The 20,947-nt window shown below is 65.2% G+C and carries 19 protein-coding genes; 1 reads left to right on the top strand and 18 read right to left on the bottom strand.

Annotated elements, in window-relative coordinates:
- Position 1: 1 nt before the first annotated feature.
- The 7 genes from GGR38_RS07515 to GGR38_RS07485 all read right to left on the bottom strand — a co-directional run bounded on the left by GGR38_RS07515 (position 2) and on the right by GGR38_RS07485 (position 7,233).
- Positions 2 to 700, bottom strand: coding sequence for a cupin domain-containing protein (locus tag GGR38_RS07515; RefSeq protein ID WP_183624175.1), 699 nt, complete (start codon positions 698 to 700; stop codon positions 2 to 4).
- On the bottom strand, positions 700 to 1,857 hold the full coding sequence (locus GGR38_RS07510; RefSeq protein ID WP_183624174.1) for an amidohydrolase: 1,158 nt from the start codon (positions 1,855 to 1,857) through the stop codon (positions 700 to 702). Before GGR38_RS07510 ends, GGR38_RS07515 begins: the two co-directional genes overlap by 1 nt.
- A 12-nt stretch (positions 1,858 to 1,869) precedes the next feature.
- Entirely contained in the window at positions 1,870 to 2,364 is a 495-nt protein-coding gene (locus GGR38_RS07505; protein WP_221227038.1) for an Lrp/AsnC family transcriptional regulator, read from the bottom strand.
- A gap of 14 nt (positions 2,365 to 2,378) precedes the next feature.
- Complete coding sequence (locus tag GGR38_RS07500; protein ID WP_183624173.1) at positions 2,379 to 3,767, bottom strand: aminotransferase class III-fold pyridoxal phosphate-dependent enzyme; 1,389 nt, start codon at positions 3,765 to 3,767, stop codon at positions 2,379 to 2,381.
- 74 nt (positions 3,768 to 3,841) lie between these two features.
- On the bottom strand, positions 3,842 to 4,909 hold the full coding sequence (locus tag GGR38_RS07495) for a tartrate dehydrogenase (RefSeq protein ID WP_183624172.1): 1,068 nt from the start codon (positions 4,907 to 4,909) through the stop codon (positions 3,842 to 3,844).
- 5 nt (positions 4,910 to 4,914) lie between these two features.
- Entirely contained in the window at positions 4,915 to 6,375 is a 1,461-nt protein-coding gene (locus GGR38_RS07490) for an NAD-dependent succinate-semialdehyde dehydrogenase (RefSeq protein ID WP_183624171.1), read from the bottom strand.
- Between the two features lie 3 nt (positions 6,376 to 6,378).
- A complete protein-coding gene (locus GGR38_RS07485; protein ID WP_183624170.1) occupies positions 6,379 to 7,233 on the bottom strand; it encodes a GNAT family N-acetyltransferase in 855 nt (284 codons plus the stop codon).
- Positions 7,234 to 7,470: 237 nt separating this feature from the next.
- On the opposite strand from GGR38_RS07485, the gene GGR38_RS07480 reads away from it, so the two are divergent.
- Complete coding sequence (locus GGR38_RS07480) at positions 7,471 to 8,940, top strand: aldehyde dehydrogenase family protein (RefSeq protein WP_183624168.1); 1,470 nt, start codon at positions 7,471 to 7,473, stop codon at positions 8,938 to 8,940.
- Positions 8,941 to 8,978: 38 nt separating this feature from the next.
- Here GGR38_RS07480 and GGR38_RS07475 read toward each other — a convergent pair whose 3' ends face one another.
- From GGR38_RS07475 to GGR38_RS07425, 11 genes are all read right to left on the bottom strand, one after another.
- Positions 8,979 to 10,115 (bottom strand): NAD(P)/FAD-dependent oxidoreductase, encoded by a 1,137-nt coding sequence (locus tag GGR38_RS07475; RefSeq protein WP_183624166.1) that lies wholly within the window; start codon positions 10,113 to 10,115, stop codon positions 8,979 to 8,981.
- A complete protein-coding gene (locus GGR38_RS07470) occupies positions 10,112 to 11,482 on the bottom strand; it encodes an FAD/NAD(P)-dependent oxidoreductase (protein ID WP_183624164.1) in 1,371 nt (456 codons plus the stop codon). Before GGR38_RS07470 ends, GGR38_RS07475 begins: the two co-directional genes overlap by 4 nt.
- Positions 11,464 to 11,802, bottom strand: a complete 339-nt coding sequence (locus GGR38_RS07465; RefSeq protein WP_183624162.1) for a (2Fe-2S)-binding protein — start codon at positions 11,800 to 11,802, stop codon at positions 11,464 to 11,466. The genes GGR38_RS07470 and GGR38_RS07465 overlap by 19 nt, the downstream gene beginning before the upstream one ends.
- Entirely contained in the window at positions 11,799 to 13,571 is a 1,773-nt protein-coding gene (locus GGR38_RS07460) for an ABC transporter ATP-binding protein (protein ID WP_183624160.1), read from the bottom strand. Before GGR38_RS07460 ends, GGR38_RS07465 begins: the two co-directional genes overlap by 4 nt.
- Positions 13,568 to 14,401, bottom strand: coding sequence for an ABC transporter permease (locus tag GGR38_RS07455; protein WP_183624158.1), 834 nt, complete (start codon positions 14,399 to 14,401; stop codon positions 13,568 to 13,570). The genes GGR38_RS07460 and GGR38_RS07455 overlap by 4 nt, the downstream gene beginning before the upstream one ends.
- On the bottom strand, positions 14,398 to 15,372 hold the full coding sequence (locus GGR38_RS07450; RefSeq protein ID WP_246404324.1) for an ABC transporter permease: 975 nt from the start codon (positions 15,370 to 15,372) through the stop codon (positions 14,398 to 14,400). Before GGR38_RS07450 ends, GGR38_RS07455 begins: the two co-directional genes overlap by 4 nt.
- Entirely contained in the window at positions 15,369 to 16,886 is a 1,518-nt protein-coding gene (locus GGR38_RS07445; protein ID WP_183624566.1) for an ABC transporter substrate-binding protein, read from the bottom strand. The genes GGR38_RS07450 and GGR38_RS07445 overlap by 4 nt, the downstream gene beginning before the upstream one ends.
- Positions 16,886 to 18,166 (bottom strand): NAD(P)/FAD-dependent oxidoreductase, encoded by a 1,281-nt coding sequence (locus GGR38_RS07440; protein WP_183624154.1) that lies wholly within the window; start codon positions 18,164 to 18,166, stop codon positions 16,886 to 16,888. The genes GGR38_RS07445 and GGR38_RS07440 overlap by 1 nt, the downstream gene beginning before the upstream one ends.
- Before the next feature lie 5 nt (positions 18,167 to 18,171).
- On the bottom strand, positions 18,172 to 18,840 hold the full coding sequence (locus GGR38_RS07435) for a haloacid dehalogenase type II (RefSeq protein WP_183624152.1): 669 nt from the start codon (positions 18,838 to 18,840) through the stop codon (positions 18,172 to 18,174).
- 147 nt (positions 18,841 to 18,987) lie between these two features.
- The gene (locus GGR38_RS07430) at positions 18,988 to 19,914 is read right to left on the bottom strand and encodes a 2-hydroxyacid dehydrogenase (protein ID WP_183624150.1); all 927 of its coding nucleotides are present in this window, start codon (positions 19,912 to 19,914) and stop codon (positions 18,988 to 18,990) included.
- Positions 19,911 to 20,888 (bottom strand): PepSY-associated TM helix domain-containing protein, encoded by a 978-nt coding sequence (locus GGR38_RS07425; RefSeq protein WP_183624148.1) that lies wholly within the window; start codon positions 20,886 to 20,888, stop codon positions 19,911 to 19,913. The genes GGR38_RS07430 and GGR38_RS07425 overlap by 4 nt, the downstream gene beginning before the upstream one ends.
- Positions 20,889 to 20,947: the final 59 nt, after the last annotated feature.

Below are 20,947 nucleotides of genomic sequence, written 5' to 3'. Positions count from 1 at the left end.
TTTATTTGGGGCGATAGATCGCGAAGATCTTGGTTACGTCCTCGCGGCTTTCCCAACTGCATTGCGCGTTCTGTTCGACAAGGAACAGGTCGCCCTTGCGGAAGGTGCCCTCGCGGCCTTCCTCGTCGATGAAGGTCACGCTGCCGTCCAGCAGATACATCAGTTCGAAGTGGCGATAGGGCATCGCGCGGCGGTGATACGGGCTGGAATCCCAGACGCCGACCATGAACTCGCCATCGGCGGACAGGAACTGGGTGTGATTATGGCATTGCGGCGTGGGGCCGATCAGCAATTCGGCCAGAGGTGCGCCTGAGGGGACGCGCTCGGTCGTTGGATCGATGGCGGTGACGCCCGCTGCTTCGCCTGCGCCGCCGGTATAGCGCATGGTGACGATGCGGGCCTTGTCCGCGCTCCACTCAAAGCCTTGCGGGCCGGAGAGGACGAGGCTTTCGCCCTTGGCCAGCGCGTGCGTCTGACCGCCTGCGGTGATCCGGGCTTCGCCTTCGGCCACGATCAGCATCGTGTCGCCGGTTTGTGTCTCGGCGCTGCCCTTGCCAGAAAGGACGCTGGCCAGCAATTCAACCGGCCCGCCGCGCAGGGGCAGCAGCGCCGCATCCGCGCCAAACGGGTCCGCGCCCGGTTTGGCGGTTTGGGCAAAGGCGGCAATGTCGATGAAGGAGGGGCAAGTGGTCATGGTCATCACTCCTGCGGGGCCAGCCAATGGCGGGCCAGCGCGAGATGGAGACGCAGGCCGGTTTCCAGCACCGCGTCGTTGAAATCATAATGCGGATTGTGCAGCGGCGGCGGGTTCTCGCCCGCGCCTTGTCCCAGCCAGATATAGGCGCCGGGGCGGGCCTGCAGCATGAAGGAAAAATCCTCGGACGTCGCCGCAGGTTCGGGCGCGCGTTGCGCCGTGCCGACTGTCGCCGCGATTGTCAGCGCGTCCTCTGCGGCATCGGCGTCATTGATCGTGGCGGGGTAATAGCGGTCATAGTCCAGTTCGGCGCTGACCTCGAAACCGGCCTCGATCCCGGCGATGATCTGGCGCATGCGTTCTTCTATGCGGTCCTGAACGGCGGGGTCGAATGTGCGCACGGTGCCCGCCACCATCGCCTCGCCGGGGATGACGTTGTGGGCGTGGCCGCCGTGGATCTGTGTGACCGAGAGCACAGCGTTTGCGCTGGCGGGGGCGTTGCGGGCAATGATCGTGTTCAATTGCTGCACCAGCGATGCTGCGGCCAGCAGCGTGTCATTCGTGTCATGTGGCACCGCAGCATGGCCGCCGCGCCCGCGCAGGGTGATGTGGAATTTGTCCGCCGCGCCCATGATCGCGCCCACGCGGGTGGCAATCGTTCCGGCGGGCAGGGCGGGCCAGTTATGCAACGCATAGACCCGGTCGCAGGGGAAGCGCTCGAACAGGCCGTCCTCGATCATCGCGCGCGCGCCGCCTTGCCCTTCCTCGGCAGGCTGGAAGATGAAATGGACCGTGCCGTCGATGCCCGAAGGATCGGCGGCCAACGCCTGGGCCGCGCCCAGCAGCATCGCCACATGCCCGTCATGGCCGCAACCGTGAAAGCATCCCTCGTGACGACTGGCATAGGGCAGGCCGGTTTTTTCATCGATAGGCAGCGCGTCCATATCGGCGCGCAGGCCCACGGTGCGTGAACTCGATCCATGGTGCAGAACGCCCACCACGCCGGTGCCGCCGATGCCCTCATGCACCTCCAGCCCTGCCGCGCGCAGCGCATCGGCGATTACCCGCGCCGTGCGATGTTCGGCAAAGCCCAGTTCCGGGTGGGCATGGATATCATGGCGCAGCGCCACCAATGGCGCCAAGAGCGCAGCTATGTCCGTCATGGTATGAGGCCCTTAAACCGTGTTGCCGAACAGGCTCTGGATCGGGAAGTGATGTTTGATGAAGGGCGATTTGATCACGACATAGGAGAAATATTTCTCGATCCCGTAATCGCTTTCCAGCATCCCTTCGATGATCGACTGGTAATGCGACACGCCGCGCGTGACGAATTTGAGCAGATAGTCATAGCCGCCCGACACCAGATGGCATTCGACGATCTCGTCCAGTTTCACGATCCGGCTTTCAAAGCGCGAAAAGTCGCCGCGTCGGTGTTCGGACAGCGTGACCTCGGTGAAAACCGTCAGAAACTCGCCCAGCTTGCCAAGGTTCAAATGCGCCCCATAGCCGGTGATATAACCGGCCTGCTCCAGCCTTTTCACCCGCGTCAGGCATGGCGAGGGCGATAGGCCCACCGCATCGGCCAGCTCGACATTGGTGACGCGCCCGGCCTGTTGCAGCTTGGCAAGGATCTTGAGATCGATGCGGTCGAGTTTGGGGCCGGGCATCATGGGGCGTTTTCCTCTTATTGGCCGATTGCGGCGCGAATATCGGCCTGATCGAGCAGTTGGTCGAGGCACAATTGCACGCGGTCGAAGATGATGTCCATTTCGTCGGGCGTGCAGGTCAGCGCCGGGGCAAAGCCGATCACTGCATTGGCAAAACAGCGCGCGATCACGCCATTGTCCCATGTCATCTGCGAGAGGCGATCACCAATGCTCAGATCGGCGGCGAAAGGTTCCTTGGTGTCCTTGTTGGCCACCAGCTCGATTGCGCCCAGCAGGCCGCGATAGCGCACATCGCCCACCAGCGGGTGGCTGCGGATCGCCTCCATGCGCGCGGCAAAGCGTTCGCCCACCATCACGCCATTGGCCAGCACGCCGCCCTCGCGATAGAGGCGCAGCACTTCCAGCCCGACTGCTGCCGAGACCGGATGGCCCGAATAGGTGCCGCCATGGCCCACCGGCAGCGGGCTGGCATCGGCAATCGCCTGATAGATATGGTCGGCCATGAACAGCGCGCCCATCGGGGCATAGCCTGCGGTCAGACCCTTGGCGGTGGTCATGAAATCGGGGGTCACGCCCTCGGCCTCGCAGGCGAACAGGGGGCCGGTGCGGCCAAAGCCGGTGATGACTTCATCGACCAGCAGCAGAATGCCCAGCCGGTCGCAAGCCTCGCGGATGGCTTTCAACCAGCCCACCGGCGGTACAATCACCCCGCCGCTGCCCTGAATGGGCTCGCAGCAGAAGGCGGCAACCTTGTCCGCGCCGATTTCCGCCACCTTGGCCTCCAGCGCCGAAATGGTGCTGGCGATCACGGCGGCATCGTCATGGCCCTGCGGGTGGCGATAGGGATAGGGCGAGGCGATATGGTGCTGCCACTTATAGGGCAGATCGAAACCGCGATGGAAATTGGCCAGCGCCGTCAGACCCGCGCCCATTGCCGAGGAGCCGTGATAGCCCCATTCGAGCGCGATGAACTCTTTCTTGTCCGGTTTGCCGATGGCGTTGAAATAGTGGACGATATAGCGCACCGCGCTGTCCACCGATTCCGAACCGCCTTGCGTGAAATAGACGTGATTGAGGCCCTCAGGCGTCAGCGCGGTCAATTCTGCCGCCAACCGGATCGCCGGTTCGCTGGCAAAGTGGAAATAGCCGGTGGCATAGGGCAGGCGGCGCATCTGATCGGCGGCGGCTTCGACAATGCTGTCCTGACCATAGCCGACATTGACGCACCACAGGCCGGCAAAGGCGTCGATCACGCGCTTGCCCTCTATATCGGTCAGCCACATGCCGTCCCCGCTGGCCAAAACGCGCGCGCCATGCGCCTCATGGCCACGGAAAGAGGCCACCGGGTGGATCAGGTGATCGCGGTCAAGGTCGATCAGCGAGCGGTTGGTCAGGGTTTCGGTCATGAGGCAAACCTATGCTAGCGGTTCAGGCGTGTTTCGCCAAACAGGGGCAGGGGCGCGGCATTTTATGCCGTGGTTCAGCCGATGGCTTGCGCAATCGCCTTGCCGCATTCCACGGTGTTGGCGCTGCCCCTCAAGTCGCCGGTGCGGCCCGAGGGGGTGGAGAGCACATGCTCGATGGCGCGCATGATGCCTGCCGCTGCTTCCGCCTCGCCCAGATGTTCAAGCATCATCGCGGCCGACCAGATCTGGCCCACCGGATTGGCAATGCCCTTGCCCGCAATATCGGGGGCCGAACCATGGACCGGCTCGAACAGGCTGGGGTGTTCGCCGGTGGGGTTGATGTTGCCGGACGGCGCGATGCCGATGGTGCCGGTGCAGGCCGGGCCAAGGTCCGACAGAATATCGCCGAACAGATTGGAGGCCACCACCACGTCGAAACGCTGGGGGTTCATCACGAATTGCGCGGTCAGGATGTCGATGTGGTACTTGTCATGGCTCACATCGGGGAATTCTTCGCCAATGGCTTCCACGCGCTTGTCCCAGAAGGGCATGGTGATGGCGATGCCGTTCGATTTGGTCGCGCTGGTCAGGTGCTTGCGCTCCCGCTTCTGCGCCAGGTCAAAGGCGAAGCGCAGCACGCGGTCGACGCCTTGGCGCGTCATCACGGTTTCCTGAATGACGATCTCGCGCTCGGTGCCGGGGAACATATGGCCGCCGACGCTGGAATATTCGCCCTCGGTGTTTTCGCGCACGACCCAGAAGTCGATGTCGCCCGGCTCACGGCCCGCCAGCGGGCAGGGCACGCCCGGCATCAGGCGCACGGGGCGCAGGTTGACATACTGGTCATATTCGCGGCGGAATTGCAGCAGCGATTGCCACAGCGAAATGTGATCGGGCACCGTTGCGGGCCAGCCCACCGCGCCAAAGAAGATCGCATCGGGGCGCCCGATCTGATCCTTCCAATCCTCGGGCATCATGCGGCCATGCTGGGCATAGTAATCGCAGTCGGCGAAATTATGCACTTGCAGGTCCAGCCCGAAACCATAGGCGCTCGACGCTTTTTCCAGCGCGCGCAGGCCCTCGGGCATGACTTCCTTGCCAATGCCGTCCCCGGCGATGACGGCGATCTTGTAATTGCGCATGGGTCTTATGCCCCCAATTCCAGCCCGCCGATGTGGAAGGCCTTGGTTTCCAGATATTCCTCGATGCCCTGATGCCCGCCTTCGCGGCCAAGGCCTGATTGCTTGACCCCGCCAAAGGGCGCCATTTCCATCGCGATCCCGCCGGTGTTCAGCGCGATCATCCCGGCCTCCAGCGCCTCGGCCACACGGAACGAGCGCGAGAGGTCGCGGGTGTAGAAATAGGCGGCAAGGCCAAAGGGCGTGTCATTGGCCATCTCGATCGCCTGCCGCTCGCTGGTAAAGCGGAACAGCGGGGCGAGGGGGCCGAAGGTTTCCTCTGACGCCAGACGCATGTCGGGATTGGCGTCGCCGATGATGACTGGGCGGACAAAGCGATCATCGCTCCGCCCCTTGCCATGCCCAAGGATCTTGCCGCCCTTGCTCAAGGCGTCTTCAAGATGGGCGCTGACTTTCTCGACGGCGGCGGCATTGATCAGCGGGCCAACGGTGGAATCGGCCTCCATCCCCGGCGCGGCGTTCAATTGGGCGACCGCAGCGGCCAGCTTTTCGGCAAAGGCGTCATAGATTTCATCGGCCACCAGCATCCGGTTCGCACAGACGCAGGTCTGTCCCGCATTGCGGAATTTCGATGCCATCGCGGCCTTCACCGCCAGATCGAGATCCGCGTCCGCAAAGACGATCAGCGGCGCATTGCCGCCCAGCTCCATGCTGGTCCGCTTGATGGTCTTGGCGCATTGTTCCAGCAGCAGCGCGCCCACGCGGGTCGATCCGGTGAAGGACAGTTTGCGCACCAGCGGGCTGCCGGTAATCGCCGCGCCGATGGCCGTGGGCAGGCCCGTCACGATATTGATGACGCCCGCAGGGAACCCTGCGCGGATCGCCAGTTCGCCCAGCGCCAGCGCGGTAAAGGGCGTCATTTCCGATGGCTTGATGACCACCGGGCAACCGGCGGCCAGCGCGGGCGCGCATTTGCGCGTAATCATCGCGGCGGGGAAGTTCCACGGCGTGATCGCGGCGGAAACACCCACCGGCTCAGTCAGCACGATGACGCGCCGGTCACGCTCGGGCGAGACGACATTGCGCGCGCCCGTGCGGCGGCCTTCCTCGGCAAACCATTTGATGAAGCTGGCGGCATAACGGATCTCGCCCTGCGCCTCGGCCAGCGGCTTGCCCTGTTCGGCGGTCATGATGAGGGCCAGATCGTCCAGATTGGCCAGCACGAGCGCATGCCATGCCTCCAGCAGCGCGCAGCGTTCGCCCGCCGTGCGCGCGCGCCATGCCGGCCATGCCACATTGGCCGCCGCAATCGCCTCCTGCGTGTCGTCGCCCGTGCAATCGGGCACCGCGCCAAGCACCGCGCCACTGGCCGGGTCCTTCACCGCCAACGCATCGCGCGAGGAGGCGCCAAGCCATTGTCCGCCGATCAGCGCGGCCTGCTTCAATAGGGTGGAATCGGAAAGTTGCATGGTTTACCCCAGTGCTTGGGTGGTGAGAGCAAAGAGCGTGGCATCGCCCGAAGTTTCCGGCAAAGGCCCGCGCGCCATCATGCGTACCGTATCGACGCGAGGCAGGCCAAGCCCTTCAAGCCATGGCGAAAGTCCGCTCTCTTCGGTTACGTCGAGGCGGGTGAAATTGCCCGCATTCTGGGCCAGCCAGTGCAGGATCAGCGCCTTGGCGCCATCACTGTCGGGGGCCACGACGGGCGCAACCGACCATCCACGGCCAAAGCGGCGCAGCAGGGCAAAGCCCACCGGAATATCGTCATGGGTCAGCACCACCGCGCTGTCCTGCGCGGTCAGCGCGCGCATCATGGCGTGGCGGTCGCTGCCGGTGGCTTTGCCGTACAATTCGCCCGGCGTCTGTTCGGATGAGCCGAGCGGGCGGATGCGCTCGCCGCTGCGCAGCGCGGCCAGCGGGGCCAGCGGGATCGTGCCCTGATGCTGATACAGCGTGCCGATATCGGCAAAGCCCAGCTTTTCATACAGCGGCGCGCCCTCGACTGTGGCCTGCAGCAGCACGGTCCGGTCGCCCAGGTGGTCCAGCATGGCCTGCATCAACTGGCGGCCATAGCCTTTGCCCTGATGCGCATCATCGACGATCACCATGCCCAGCGTGGCGACGCGCTCGCCATAGGGAAAGCCGATGATGGTGCCGATCACCTGTCCATCGACCTGCGCCACGATGCCGTCGCCCAATGCCAGGAACAGCGCCCAGTCCTCTTCGCGGTGCGGCCAGAACAGTGCGCGCGACATTTCCACCGCACGCTCGATATCCTCATGCCGCATCGCTCGAAAACTCACGCCGCTGGTCACCAGCTCGCCCATCGCCGCACTCCTTCTCTTTGCCCCACCAACCGGATTGGTGTGTCGGCGCATCCACAGGGGATGGGATGCGCCAGTTCTGATAATGGGTTAGCGCCGCGCGAATGGAATAGGCTGCCGCCTTATGCATAAGATCAGAAGATTATGGCGTTGAGCGGCCCGCTTTGCCCAGTCGATTCTGCCGCAGGGCAATAATCTTGCCCCCAGAACCCCCGAAGAACCACTGCGGAGCCATGCCCCATGACGATTGCCTTCAACCCCGATTCCATCCGGCCCGATCTGGCGGCCAATTTCATCGGTGGGCGCAAAATTCTGGGCGCTGGCGTGGTGTTCGATGTGCTGCGGCCTTCCGATGGCGCTCTGCTCTCGCCCTTGCACGCGGCCAGCATGGACCAGATGAGCCAAGCGGCAGAAGATGCCGCCACGGCGCAGAAAAGCAGCGGTTGGGGCCGGATGGACCCGCGCGCACGCGCCCGCATCCTGCGCCGCTGGGCCGATGCGATTGATGCCGACCGCGCGGTTCTGGCCCCGCTGGAAGCGGTCGGCTCGACGCGGACGCTGGCCGAGATTCTGGCATGGGATCTGCCCTATACCGCCGAATGTATCCGCTTTTTCGCCGAATTTGCCGATAAGCACGGGGGGGAGGTGGGGGCGACCGCCGATGACCGTTTTGGTTTCACCGCCAATGAGCCTTATGGAGTAGTGGGGGCGATTGCGCCGTGGAACCTGCCGCTGGTGATGGCGGCGTGGAAATTGGGTCCGGCGCTGGCGGCGGGCAATGCGGTGGTTTTGAAGCCTTCCGAACTTACGCCTTTCTCGGTGGTGCGTCTGGCCGAACTGGCGGTGGCGGCAGGGGTGCCTGCGGGCATCTTCAACGTGGTTCAGGGCATGGGCCACGATATTGGCGACGGCCTTGTCCGCGCCGAGCAGGTGGGCAAGGTCAGCTTTACCGGATCGACCGCCACGGGCCGCGCGATCATGAGCGCCTGCGCCGCCACCGGGCCAAAGCCCTGCACGCTGGAACTGGGCGGGAAAAGCCCGCAGATCATCTTTGCCGACGCGGATATGGACAAGGCCTGCGCGATTGTCGCCCGCGCGATCACGCTTAACGCCGGTCAGGTCTGCGTCGCCGGTTCGCGCCTGCTGGTCGAGGCCGGGGTAGCCGATGAAGTGACCGAGCGCATCGCCGCCCTGTTCCGCGCCCACCGTTTGGGCGAGACATGGGCCGATGGCACGACCATGGGGCCGATCGTTTCGGAAAAGCAATTGTCGGGCATCGACGCCATCGTGCAGACTGCCCGCGCCGAGGGTGGCGAGGCGATCACCGGCGGGGCGCGGGTCGAACGGGCGGGGACTTTTTACGAACCCACGCTGATCGCGGGCCTTTCCGCCGACGCCACCGCCGTGCAGAGCGAGATCTTCGGCCCGGTGCTGACGGTGCAGAGCTTTGCCGATGATGAGGAAGCCTATGGGCTGGCCAATGGCACGCGCTATGGTCTGGCGGCGGGGGTTCATACGCAGAACCTGAGCCGCGCGATCCGCGCCACGCGGGCGCTTGAGGCAGGCACGGTCTGGGTCAACCGCTATGGCCGCTCGGACGATTTCATCCTGCCCACCGGCGGCTTCAAGCAATCGGGGCTGGGCAAGGATCTGGGGCGCGAGGCCTATCTGGCAAGCTGCAAGAGCAAGACGGTTCTGATCGGGCTGTAACGAAAAGGGGGCAAAGGTTCGTTACCTTTGCCCCTTACTTATTTGGCAAACCGCGTCACGCTGTAATGCTCCAGCGGAATATCGGTCGCGCCCGTGGCGATCAATTCGGCCATGGTTTCGCCCACGCCCGGCCCGATCTGAAACCCGCTGCCCGAAAAGCCGAAAGCGTGGAACAGGCCCGAGACCTTCGCGCTCGGCCCCATGATCGGCAGGGCGTCATCGGTATAGCCCTCGATCCCGCTCCACACGCGGATCACCTGCAGATTGGCCAGAGCGGGGGCCAGACGGCGCAGATGCTCAAACTGCGTCATCGTGTTTTGCGGCAGGACATAGGAGCGATAGTCGTCGGGATAGGACTGCGCCCGCGTCGATCCGCCCAGCACGATATTGCCACGCGCCACCTGCCGGAAATAGACGGTTTCCACCTCTTCGGGCGTCATCACGCCAACGGCGGGCGCGATGGCGTAAGGCACAGGTTCCGTCACGCTCATCGTCGGCGCGCGCGGGGTGAGGGGGATGTCCTCGCCAAACCAGCCTGCGATTTTGCCCGCCCATGCGCCCGCCGTAATCAGCAGGATGGGCGCGGCAAACTGGCGGCCATCACTGGCAGTCAGGCGGAAATCTTCACCCACCTTCTCGGCATGGACAATCTTGGTGTCCTCGACGATGGACGCCCCCAGCCGCGCCGCCGCCCGCGCAAAGGCAGGCGCGGCAAGGCGCGGGTTGGCATGGCCATCACTGGCCGAATAAGACCCGGCCAATACGTCCGGCCCCAGCCACGGGAATTTCTCCCGCAAGGCATTGGCGGACAGCAATTCGAGATCCAGCCCTTCCTCACGCGCAAGGGCGGCATATTCCTCCATCTTGCCGATGTTTTCCGGGCGCTCGCGAAAGCACACGCGGATATGACCGCTTTGCAGATATTCCACATCCGAGCCCAGCAATTGAGGGGAATCGCGCCAGATACGGATCGCCCGATTGGCAAGGGGAAGCTGAAAGATCGGTCGGCCCTGGCGGCGGACATTGCCGAAATTGGTTCCGCTGGCCTGCCGCCCCACCTTGTCGGTTTCCAGCACCGTGACCGACAGGCCGCGCTGGCGCAAAAAGAACGCCGCGCTGCATCCCATCAAACCGCCGCCGATGATGGCGACATCGCTCTGGTGGATCTGGCTCATATGTCGTTCCGCTTCAGGCTCACGGGAATGGGTTTGACCGGGGCCTGCCCGCGCAGGCGGCCGGTTTTTTCCAGCGATACGGCGCGCGCCGCCGCGATGATTTCGGCGCTGGCATGGCCGCAATAGCGCCCCTGACAACGGCCCATGCCGACGCGGCTGAAGGCCTTGGCGCGGTTGGCTTCCTGTGCGTGGGCGGTGCTCACGCTGGCGCGCAGGGCGGCGGCGGTCACGGCCTCACAGCGGCAGACGATGGCGTCGTCAGGGATCGCGGCGACCAGTTCATGCGGCCATGGAAAAGCCTGCGCCAGCCCCTTGGCGAAGGTCGCGTAATTGGCCTTTTCGGCCAGCAACCAGCGGCGGCGATCCGCATCCACCGTCAGGCCCAGATCGGCCAGCGCCGCCATGGCGGCCAACTCGCCCGTCACCTCGGCGCTGCGCGCGCCCAGCACGCGGGCACCATCGCCGCCAAGGTAGAGCGCATTGCCCGCCCGCCCATCGGCATCGGTCTGGGGCAGCCATTGGCGCGTGGCTGGATCAAAAGCGAAAGTGGCGCGGGCCAGATCGGCAATCTGCGCCTCGGGTTTCACATGCCAGCCCATCGCTACGGCATCGCCCGCGAAATGCCTGACCGCGCCCTTGTGGCGCACGGTCACGCCCGAAACGCCGTTCTGGGGATCGCCCTCGATTTCCACCGGCGTCACGCCCGTCAGCACCGGCACGCCCGCGCGCTTCAGATCGCGCAGCAGCTTGACCCCCTGCCACAGCAGTTCGGGCATCGCGGCCAGTTTCGGCGCGGCCTTCACCCTCAGCCAGAAAGGCGAGGTGTCCAGCACGGCGGCAACCTCTGCTCCCGCCTTCACATATTGCGCGGCGGCCAGATAGAGCAGCGGGCCGGAGCCGAGGAAAATCACCCTATGCCCGATGGCGCAGCCCTGAGCCTTGAGCGCAATCTGCGCGCCGCCCAGCGAATAGCACCCCGCCGCCTGCCAGCCCTTGATCGGGGCGACGCGGTCGCTCGCCCCGCTGCACACGATCAGCGCGTTATAGGGGATCGCCTGCGTCTCGCCTTCATGCGCGGCCCAGACATGACCTTCGGCCACATTCCACACCAGCGTTTCGGGGCGATAGTCGATATGGGGCAGGAGGGCGGCGAAATCCTCATGGATCGCGCGGGCTCGCGCTGCCTCGGTACCGTAAAGCGCTTCGTGGTCGCGTTTGAAGTTTTCCGGCGGGCGGCGATAGATCTGGCCCCCGGCGCGGGAGGCCTCATCGATGACAATTGGGCGCAAGCCGGCGCGCACCACCGCCTGCGCCGCGCGCACCCCGGCAGGGCCCGCGCCGACGATGATTACGCGATGTTCGCCCATGTGGCCTCCGGCTGCCGGGTGGAAATGGTCATGCCGTTTTGTACCGGCGTCGAACAGGCGCGCAGACGTGCGCCCGACGCGGTCCAGACCCAGCAGTCCTGACAGGCGCCCATCAGGCAGAAGCCCGCGCGGCGGCCATCACTGGGCTCAGGGGCGGCCGGTTCGCTTGCCGCAAATTCGCTGGTGCGCAGGGCATCGCCATTGGTCAGCATCGCCACCATCAGCGTATCGCCCAAAAGCGCGGTCACGCTCACGCCATCAATGGTCAGGCTGACCGGGGGCCGGTCGGTTTCGACAAGGCGGCGGAAACGGGCGGTCATGCAGGTTCCTTGATGCTGGGGGAATGGTGGCACAGCCAGCGCATGCCGTCGCCCTCACGCAAGGGCGCGGGCACGGCATCGCACAGGCCGGGGACGGCATCGGCGCAGCGCGGCTGAAACGGGCAAAGGCCCTCGACCCGGAAACCGCGCAGGATCGGTGGGCGCGTGGTGTCGAGCCATGCGCGGTCCATCGTCGGCAGGCTGGATTGGAGCAGGCTGGTATAGGGATGATGGCGCGGGCCATTGAACGCTGCGCGCGTGGCCAGTTCCACCGGCGTGCCGCCATAAAGCACCAGCACCTTGTCGCACAGCGCCGAGACGGCATGGATATCATGGCTGATAAACACCGTGGCCAGCCCCAGATCGCGGCGCAGATCCTCGATCAGCGCAAGGATCGCCGCGCCCACCACCGTATCGAGCGCGGAGGTCACTTCATCGCAGAGCAGCACCTTGGGTTCGGCCGCCAGCGCGCGGGCAAGGTTGACGCGCTGCTTCTGGCCGCCCGACAGCTTCGTCACCGGCCGGTCGATCACCTCGGCGGGCAGGCGCGTCAGGTCCAGCAATTCGGCCACCCGTCGATCCGCCGCCGCGCCGGTCAACCCGTGGTAATGCTGCAAGGGGCGGGCAAGGATGCGCCGCACGCTATGGGCCGGATTAAGCGCGGTATCGGCGTTTTGAAACACCAGCTGCACGGTGCGGAATTGATCGAGGCTGCGATCTTCCAGCCGTGGCGGCAGGGCGCTGCCGTTCAGCAGGACCTCGCCTTGCGCGGCGGGCAGCAGCCCGGCGATCACACGCGCCAGCGTCGATTTGCCCGATCCGCTCTCGCCAATGATGCCCAGCGCGCCGCCCGGCGGCAGATCAAACGCCACATCGCGCAGTACCGGGATTTGCGGCATGCCATCAACCACACGCCCATAGCCCGCCGTCAGCCCCCGCACCGAGAGCACCGGCGCACCATCATCACCCACCGGCGCGGCAGGCACCGGATGGGGCGCATTGACCAGCACCTGCGTATAGGCATCGCGCGGCGCGGTCAGCACCTGCTCGGCCGGGCCTTCCTCCACCAGCCGTCCTTTGAGCAGCACGGCGATGCGGTCGGCCATCTGGGCCACGACGGCAAGGTCATGGCTGACATAGATCGCAGTGGCGCCCCGGCCATGATTGGCCTGCGCCAGCGCCGCCTTGAAGCATTTCAGAACTTCGACCTGGGTGGTCACATCCAGCGCCGTGGTCGGCTCGTCCAGGATCACCAGTTCGGGATCGGTGATCAGCGCCATCGCCGCCATCAGACGCTGCAATTGCCCGCCCGAGACCTGATGCGGATAGCGATCCCCGATGGTTTCGGGCGAGGGCAGGGCCAGCGCGCGGAACAGGTCAACCGCCTTGGCCTCGGCCTCCTCGCGCGTCATGATGCGGTGGATCAGGGCCGGTTCGATCACCTGCGCCATGATCCGGCGCGAGGGGTTGAAGGCCGCCGCCGCGCTCTGCGCGATATAGGCGATGTGGCGGCCCCGGATGGCGGAGAGCGCTTCCTCGCTCTTGCCCTCGATCACCATGCCGCCCACGCGGATCGTGCCTTCCGCGATGCGCCCGCCATGGCGACACCATCCCATCAGGGCCAGCGCGGTCGTGCTCTTGCCCGAACCGGATTCGCCGATCAGCGCCAGAACCTGTCCGCGCGGCACGGTAAAGGAAATGTCTGAAACAATCGGCACATCGCCCACCGCCACGGTCAGGCCGGAAACTTCGATATGGGGGGCGCTCATCGCTTGTCCTCGGGCTTGAGGGCGTCAATCAACAGGTTGGTCCCCACGGTCAGCACCGCAATCGCCAGCGCCGGGGCAAGAATGGCGGGCGCGCCCTCGGTGAGGCCCGAGATATTTTCGCGCACCAGCGAACCGAGGTCGGCATAGGGCGGCTGCACCCCAAGGCCAAGGAACGACAGGCCCGAGAGCAGCAGCACCACGAACACAAACCGCAGGCCCAGATCGGCCAGCAAGGGGTGGACCATATTGGGCAGCACCTCGTGGAGCGCGATGGCGAATTTGCGCTCGCCGCGCGCGCGGGCCGCCGCCACGAAATCCAGCGCGGCAAGGTTCATCGCCAGCGCGCGCGCAATGCGGAAATTGCCCGGCACATAGGTCAGCGCGCAGATCAGCAGCAGGAGCGGCAAGGACGAGCCGCAGGCCGCCACCAGTACCAATGCGAGGATCTTGGAGGGAATCGAGATCAGCGTGTCCATCAGACGCGAGATGACTTCATCAATCGCCCCGCCCGACAAGGTGGCCCAGAGCGCGAGGGCCGTGCCGCAGCAGGCCGCCAGCAGCGCCGCGCCCAGACCCAGAAACACCGTATAGCGCGCGCCATAGAGCAGGCGCGAAAACACATCGCGGCCCAGATAGTCGCTGCCCAGCCATAGGCGCGCGGACAGGCCGGAAAACACGTCCTGATCCACAAAGGCGCCCACCGGATGCGGCGCAACCCAAGGTCCGCCCACGGCCAGCACCAGCCAGAAGCCGACGAATCCAGCCGCAACGCGCGTGGCCAGAGGCGCCCTGGTCAAAGCCCCGACCAAAAGGGAGATCGAGCGTTTCATTGCGCACGCAACCTTGGGTTGGCCAGCAGCGCGACCATATCGGCCACCAGCATCAAGAGGAGATAGGCCGAGCAGAAGATCATCGCGCAGGCCTGCAACAAGGGCATGTCGCGGCTGGTCACGGCATTGACCATCAGGCTGGCAAGGCCCGGAAAGTTGAAGATCGTTTCGACAATGATCGCGCCGCCCATCAGATAGGAGAGCGAGAGCGCCATCGCATTCACAATCGGCCCCAGACAATTGGGCAGCACATGGCCCAGCACCACGCGCGAGAGCGAAGCGCCCTTCAAACGCGCCATTTCGACATAGGGCCGGTCAAGCTGGTCCGCGATGGCCGCGCGGGTCATGCGCGCCATTTGCGCCACCACCACCACCGTCAGCGACAGGATCGGCAGCGCGCAGGAGCGCAAAGTGTCGCTCCAGCTCGCCTCGGCCGAAACCATCGCGATCGAGGGCAGCCACATGAGCTTGACCGAAAAGATCAGCACGCCCACCGTCGCCACCAGAAATTCGGGCAGGGCCACCATGGACAGGGACGCCAGGTTGATCGCCCGGTCGATCCATGTGCCGCGCCGGATTGCCGCCGTAATGCCCATCACCAAGGCCAGAGGCACCGCCAGCACCGCCGTCATCCCCGCCAGCATCAGCGTGTTGGGCAGGCGTTCGGCAATGATCGCGCCCACCGGCATCCCGGCGACCAGCGATTGGCCCGCATCGCCCCGAACCATGCCCGATAGCCAATGCGCATAACGCACCGGGGCGGGCTGATCGAGGCCCATCTCGTGGCGCAGCGCGGCCACCTGTTCGGGCGTGGCCGACTGGCCAAGGGCCTCCTGTGCCGCATCGCCGGGCAGCAGGCCCGCAATGGCGAAAATCACCATAGAGACCAGCAGCAGCGTGAGCAGAGCCGATCCCACCCGCCGGATCAGCATGGGCCACAGGCTGGCCTTTCCGGTTTTGGCCCCGCTCATGCCGCCCACCATACGTGTTCGGCAAATTGATAGCCCATCAATCCCCCCATCGGCAGCGGGTTCAACCCCTGCAACCGCCGGTCATGGCCGTCGATCAGGCTGATGAAGACCGGGATGATCGAGCCGCATCGGTCATGCACGATCTGCTGCATCTCGCCATACATGGCCTTGCGGTTCGCCTCGTTGGTCTCGCCCCGCGCGGCCAGCAGGAGTTGGTCGAAGCGCGGGTTTTTCCATCCCGTCTCGTTCCATGCGGCGTCGGATTTATAGAAGAGCGAGAAGATCAGATCGGCGGTCGGGCGTGGATTGGTGCTGCCAAAGGAAAGCGGATGGCGCATCCAGTGCGTGGACCAGTATCCGTCCGAGGGCACCCGCGTGATTGCCAGATCGAGGCCGACGCGCGCACCATATTCCTGAAGCACCGAGGCCATATCGACCGAGCCTTCGACCGCCGGGCCGCAAAAGATAGGCAGGCGCACATTCTGCAACCCGCCGCGCTGCACATGCCATTTCGCCCGGTCCAGATCAAGGGCGGTCTGGGGAATGGCGGGGTTGTAATAGGGGTGGAACGGCGGGATCGGCTGATCATTGCCGATGGTGGCATAGCCGCGAAACAGCGCGCGTTTGACCAGCGGTCGGTCGATCAGATGTTTGAGCGCGGCGATGAAATCGGGGTTGCCGCTGGGCAGGCGATCCATCCGGGTGATCAGATTGGAATAAAGCGCGGAAGGCGCGGTGGCGATGGCATGGGTGGGCGATGCCTCGACGCGCCGGGTGGAATGCGGCGCCACTGCGTTTACTAATTGCACATCGCCCGCCAGCAGCGCGTTGACCCGGCTGACCTCATCGGGAATGGCGATCAGCTCGATACGGTCGAGATAGGGCCTGCCCGGCACCCAATAGTCGGGATTGCGCACCACCACGGTGCGGATGCCCGGTTTGAAATCGGCAAGACGGAACGGGCCCGTGCCATTGCCGTCGGGCCGATCGGCCCCATGGCGCACGATCAGGAAATGCGACTGCGCCAGCATGGCGGGCAAATCGGCATTGGGGCCCGACAGGCGAATGGTCACGCCATAGCGGCCATCGGCGCGCACATCGACGAATTGCCCGGCGATGCTGGCCATCTTGCTGCCCAGCTTGGGGTCTTTATGGCGCAGCAGCGAGAAGACGACATCGGCGCTGGTCAGTTCGCCGCCATGATGGAAATGCACGCCTCGGCGCAGCGCGACATGCCATGTGATGCGGTCGGCGCTCTCCAGCCGTTCGGCGAGTGAAAGATGTGCGAGCAGGTCATGCCCGATCCGCGTCAGGCCCGAATAGAGCATGTAATGGCGCACATAGTCGGTAGACAGCGCGCCCTTTGCCGGATCGAGCGTGTCGGCAGTGGAGACCGATTGCGTGGCCACGCGGATCGAACCGCCGCGTTTGGGCAGGGAGGCGCCCATCGCGGGCATGCCGATCAGACCCGCGCTTAATCCGCCCAACATCATGGCGCGGCGTGAAAAGTCCATCATTGGAAATAATCCAGCACGCGATAATAGGCGCCCACAAAGGGCAGGAACCATGGCTTGCCCAGATGGCCGGGAATGGCGGGCCAATTCAGATCGGCAAAGGGATTGGCATCGGCATCGCCGCCCATCACCTTGGCCATCTGTCCGCCCATATGGGTGGCCATCTGCACCCCGTGGCCTGAATAGCCCATGGCGTAATACAGGCCTTCATGCTGTCCCGCGCGGGGCAGGCGATCCTGCGTCAGGTCGATCGCGCCGCCCCAGCGGTGGTTGATTTGCGTGCCTGCCAGATCGGGAAACAGGCGCATCATGGCCTTTTCCAGAATATCCGCGCCCTTCAGATCCGAGGCCGGATTGGACAGGGCAAAGCGCGCCCTCCCGCCAAACACCAGCCGATTGTCGGCGGTCAGGCGGAAGTAGTTGCCGATGATCCGGCTGGTGACGTAATTGCGGCGGCCGGGAAACAGATAGTCGACCAGCGCGGCGTCGAGCGGGGCTGTGGCGATGGCGAAGCTGCCCACGGTGACGATGCGGCGGCGAAACCAGCCGAAGGGCGCCTGCGGGCTGGCCCCGCCGGTGGCGACCAGCACCTGAGATGCCGATATAGCGCCGCGCGAGGTTTCCACGCGATAGGCTGCGCCCTCACGTTTGATCCCGGTAACGGGCGCCTGTTCCCAGATATGCGCGCCCGCGCGGGCGGCGGCATGGGCAAGGCCCACCCCGAAACGGCCCACATGCAATTGCGCGCTGGTATGCTGGATCAGTGCGCCATAGAACCCATCGGCACGGATTTCCTGAGCCAGGCCATCGGCGTCCACCAGCGAAACATTGGGGTCCACCTCGGAGGAGAGCAGCTTGTAGGCCGCTTCGATCTTGGTGAAATGCTCCGGCTTGGCGGCCAATTTGGCGCGGCCTGCGCGGCGGAAATCGCAGTCGATGCCTTCCTCGCGGGCGAGGCGTTCGACCGTGTCCACCGCGTCGCAATGGGCCAGATACCAGCGCCGCGCCTTGTCCACGCCGTGCGCCGAGGCAAGAGCCCCGAAATCATGCGCGGTGCCCGAATTGCATTGGCCGCCATTGCGCCCCGATGCCGCCCCGATCACCGCGCCTGCCTCCAGCAGGGCCACCCGCGCTCCGCCCCGCGCCAGCGCCAGCGCCGCCGAAAGGCCGGTAAACCCGCCCCCGATCACGGCCACATCATAGCGGCCTTCGACGCCGCCCGCCTGCCCGCCGGTAAAAGCGGGGGCGGTGGCTTGCCAGAGGGAGGGGACAGGCTCCATCGCGATCAGAGGCCGACCAGCGCGGGCAGGCAGCCGATGTGCGGGATTTCGACATCGCGGTAATTCGCGTTCGAAGGCTCATGCCCGCGCCCGACGAAAACGCGCGTGCCAAAGCCAAGGTCGGTCGCGGTGTTCTGGTCATAGCGGAAGGAAGAGGAGACATGCATCCCCACCTCAGGCCCCCAGCCGAGCTGGTCGAACATATATTCAAACGCCTGCATGCGCGGCTTGTAGGCCTGCGCGCTCTCGGCGGTATAGACGGCGTAGAAAGGCGCGCCCAGCAGGGCCACATTGTCGTGGATCTGGCTGTTCATCGCGTTGGACAGGATCACCAGCGGGATCTTGGTGCCGATTTTCGACAGGCCGCCCGGCACGTCCGGGTGCGGGCCCCAGGTGGGCACGGCGTTATAGATGGCCTCGCCATAGGCTTCGTCATAGGCAACGCCCCACTTCTTGGCGGTGCGCGACAAGGCATTGCCGATGATTTCGCGATAGGGCTTCCACGCGCCCAGCACTTCGTCGAGGCGATAGGCCGAGAAGTCGCGGTTGAAGGCGGGCATGTTTTCCGCCCCGATCACGCCCTCGTAAAAGTCGCGGGCCATGTCGCTCATGTGAAACTTGATCAGCGTGCCATAGCAGTCGAAGCTGATGAACTTGGGAGTGAAAATGGTCATGGGTCCATCCTGAAAAGGGTGCGCGACCGGCACCGAACACCCTCATAATAGGCCACCGCCGCGCCGGAAGAAGAAGCCGATTGGCATCGGCCCAAGGGGGCGCATACGGTTTTTTAAGCGGGCCTTTCGGCACACTATGCTGCGCCCTTAATAACCCCTGCTGCGGTCGATGTCGCCTGCCACGCTCTGGCCCGCCATCACGCCTTTGAGCGCGTCGATCAGCGCGTAAACCGCTGTGTCGATGCGGGTGACGCCCGCGATATGAGGGGTAAGGAAAACCGCGGGATGGCTGCGCAAAGCGTGGGTTTCGGGCAGGGGCTCGGGGGTCGAGACATCAAGGAAGGCAGCACTTATGGCTCCTTCATCAAGCGCAGACAGCAGATCCTCCTGCACCAGATGCCCGCCGCGCGCGACATTGATGAGCGCGGCGCCGCGCGGCATTTTGGCAAAGGTTTCGCGGCACAGAATGCCGCACGTTTCCGGCGTCAGCGGCAGCAGGCAGACGAGGATATCCAGCCCGCCCAGAAAGGCGTCCATGCCCTCTTCGCCCGCGAATGTCTCCACGCCTTGGATTTCGCGCCCGCTGCGGCTCCAGCCCGAGAGGCGAAAGCCGATGGGGGCGAGCATGCGGATTGCGGCCTGGCCCAGTTCGCCCAATCCCATGATCCCCACGCGGCGCTCGCGCGCCATCTTGACCGGCATATAGGGAAACGTCCCGGCGCGCTGTCCCGCCACCAGCGCGGGCAGATCGCGATGCAGCGCCAGCACCGCCATGGTCACATATTCGGCCATGGTGGTGGTAATGCCCGGCTCAATCATGCGGATCACGCGGACATGGGGCGGCAGGATCGAAAGGTCGAGTTGATCCACCCCGGCGCCGATGGAAAACAGCACCTCCAGATTGGGTAGGGCGCTGATGACTTCCTCGGACAGCGTCCATGCGATCAGATAGCGCACGTCCTGCGCATCGCCGATGTCGGGCCAGCAGCGGAAGGGCACCTCCGGCAGATCGCGGGCGAAGATTTCGGCCCATGCCGCGCCGCGCTTGGGGTCGCCGCAGTGTACAATCGTCATTTGCTTTTTCCTTTGCGGGCGCGGTTCCATGCGATCACGCCGCTGATGGTGAGAAAGAGGAGCGCGCCGCCGACCAGCGCGATGATGATCTGTCCGAAAATGCCCAGCGCATCGCCCGTATGCAAGGGCAACAGCCGCATCCACAGCGCGGGCGCATCAGCGGCGCGGATGACGCGCGGGCGACCATCGGGGGCGATCGTGACGGTGTCGAGATCCCAATGATTGCGGCTATGGGCGGCAAAATGGAATGTCGCATGGCCGGAGGGCGCAAGGCGAATGTCGCGCAGGGGCTGGCCCGGTAGGGCGGCGCGGGCATAGGCGGCATCCAGCATCGGCGCGGGATCGGCGCGCAACGGCCCTGCGCCGGGCGGCGCAATCAGCGGCCAGACCAGCAGCAGCCCCGTCACCGCCATCATCCCCAGCAGCGCCGAGGCGATCACCCCGGTCGAGCGATGCCAAAGGCGCAATCTCAAACGCTTGGGCGCGCGGGCGGGGATCGACAGGCCCTGACGCAGCCGCCCCTTGCCGGGCCACCAGAAGATGATGCCGCTGATCGCCAGAGCCAGCAGGGCGGTGGCTTCAACCGCCACCAGTGTTGAACCAATCGGCCCGGAAAACAGGCTGTTGTGCCATTCCTGCGCGATGCGCCATGGGTCATGCCACATTGTGCCTTGATCAAGCACGCGCGCGGTGGCCGGGTTGATGGTCACGAAAAGGCGTTGGCCTTGGGGATTGCTCATCCGCGCCACCACCGGGGCATCGGGCGGATAATCGAGGCGGAAGGCCTGAAATCCGGGCGCGGCCCGCATCGCGCCGGCCACCAGTGCTGATGGGGGCAGGGTGGGGCCGGACGTGACCGCCAGCGAGGGCGGGGGGATCAGCAGGAGCAGCCCCGTCATCGCCTGCAACAGAAATAGCGGCGCCAGCGCCAGCGCGATGCGGCGATGCCAGATCAGCAGGCTTTTGCGGTTCATCGGCGGCTTTCCGGCAAGGAGGCACAAAAAAGCCACCGCCTGCTTGGGAATGCAGGCGG

This window comes from Novosphingobium sediminicola (assembly GCF_014196525.1).
GTDB classification, from domain to species: domain Bacteria; phylum Pseudomonadota; class Alphaproteobacteria; order Sphingomonadales; family Sphingomonadaceae; genus Novosphingobium; species Novosphingobium sediminicola.
Note: the sequence above shows the minus strand (reverse complement) of the source record. Positions and strands in the feature narration are given on the sequence as shown.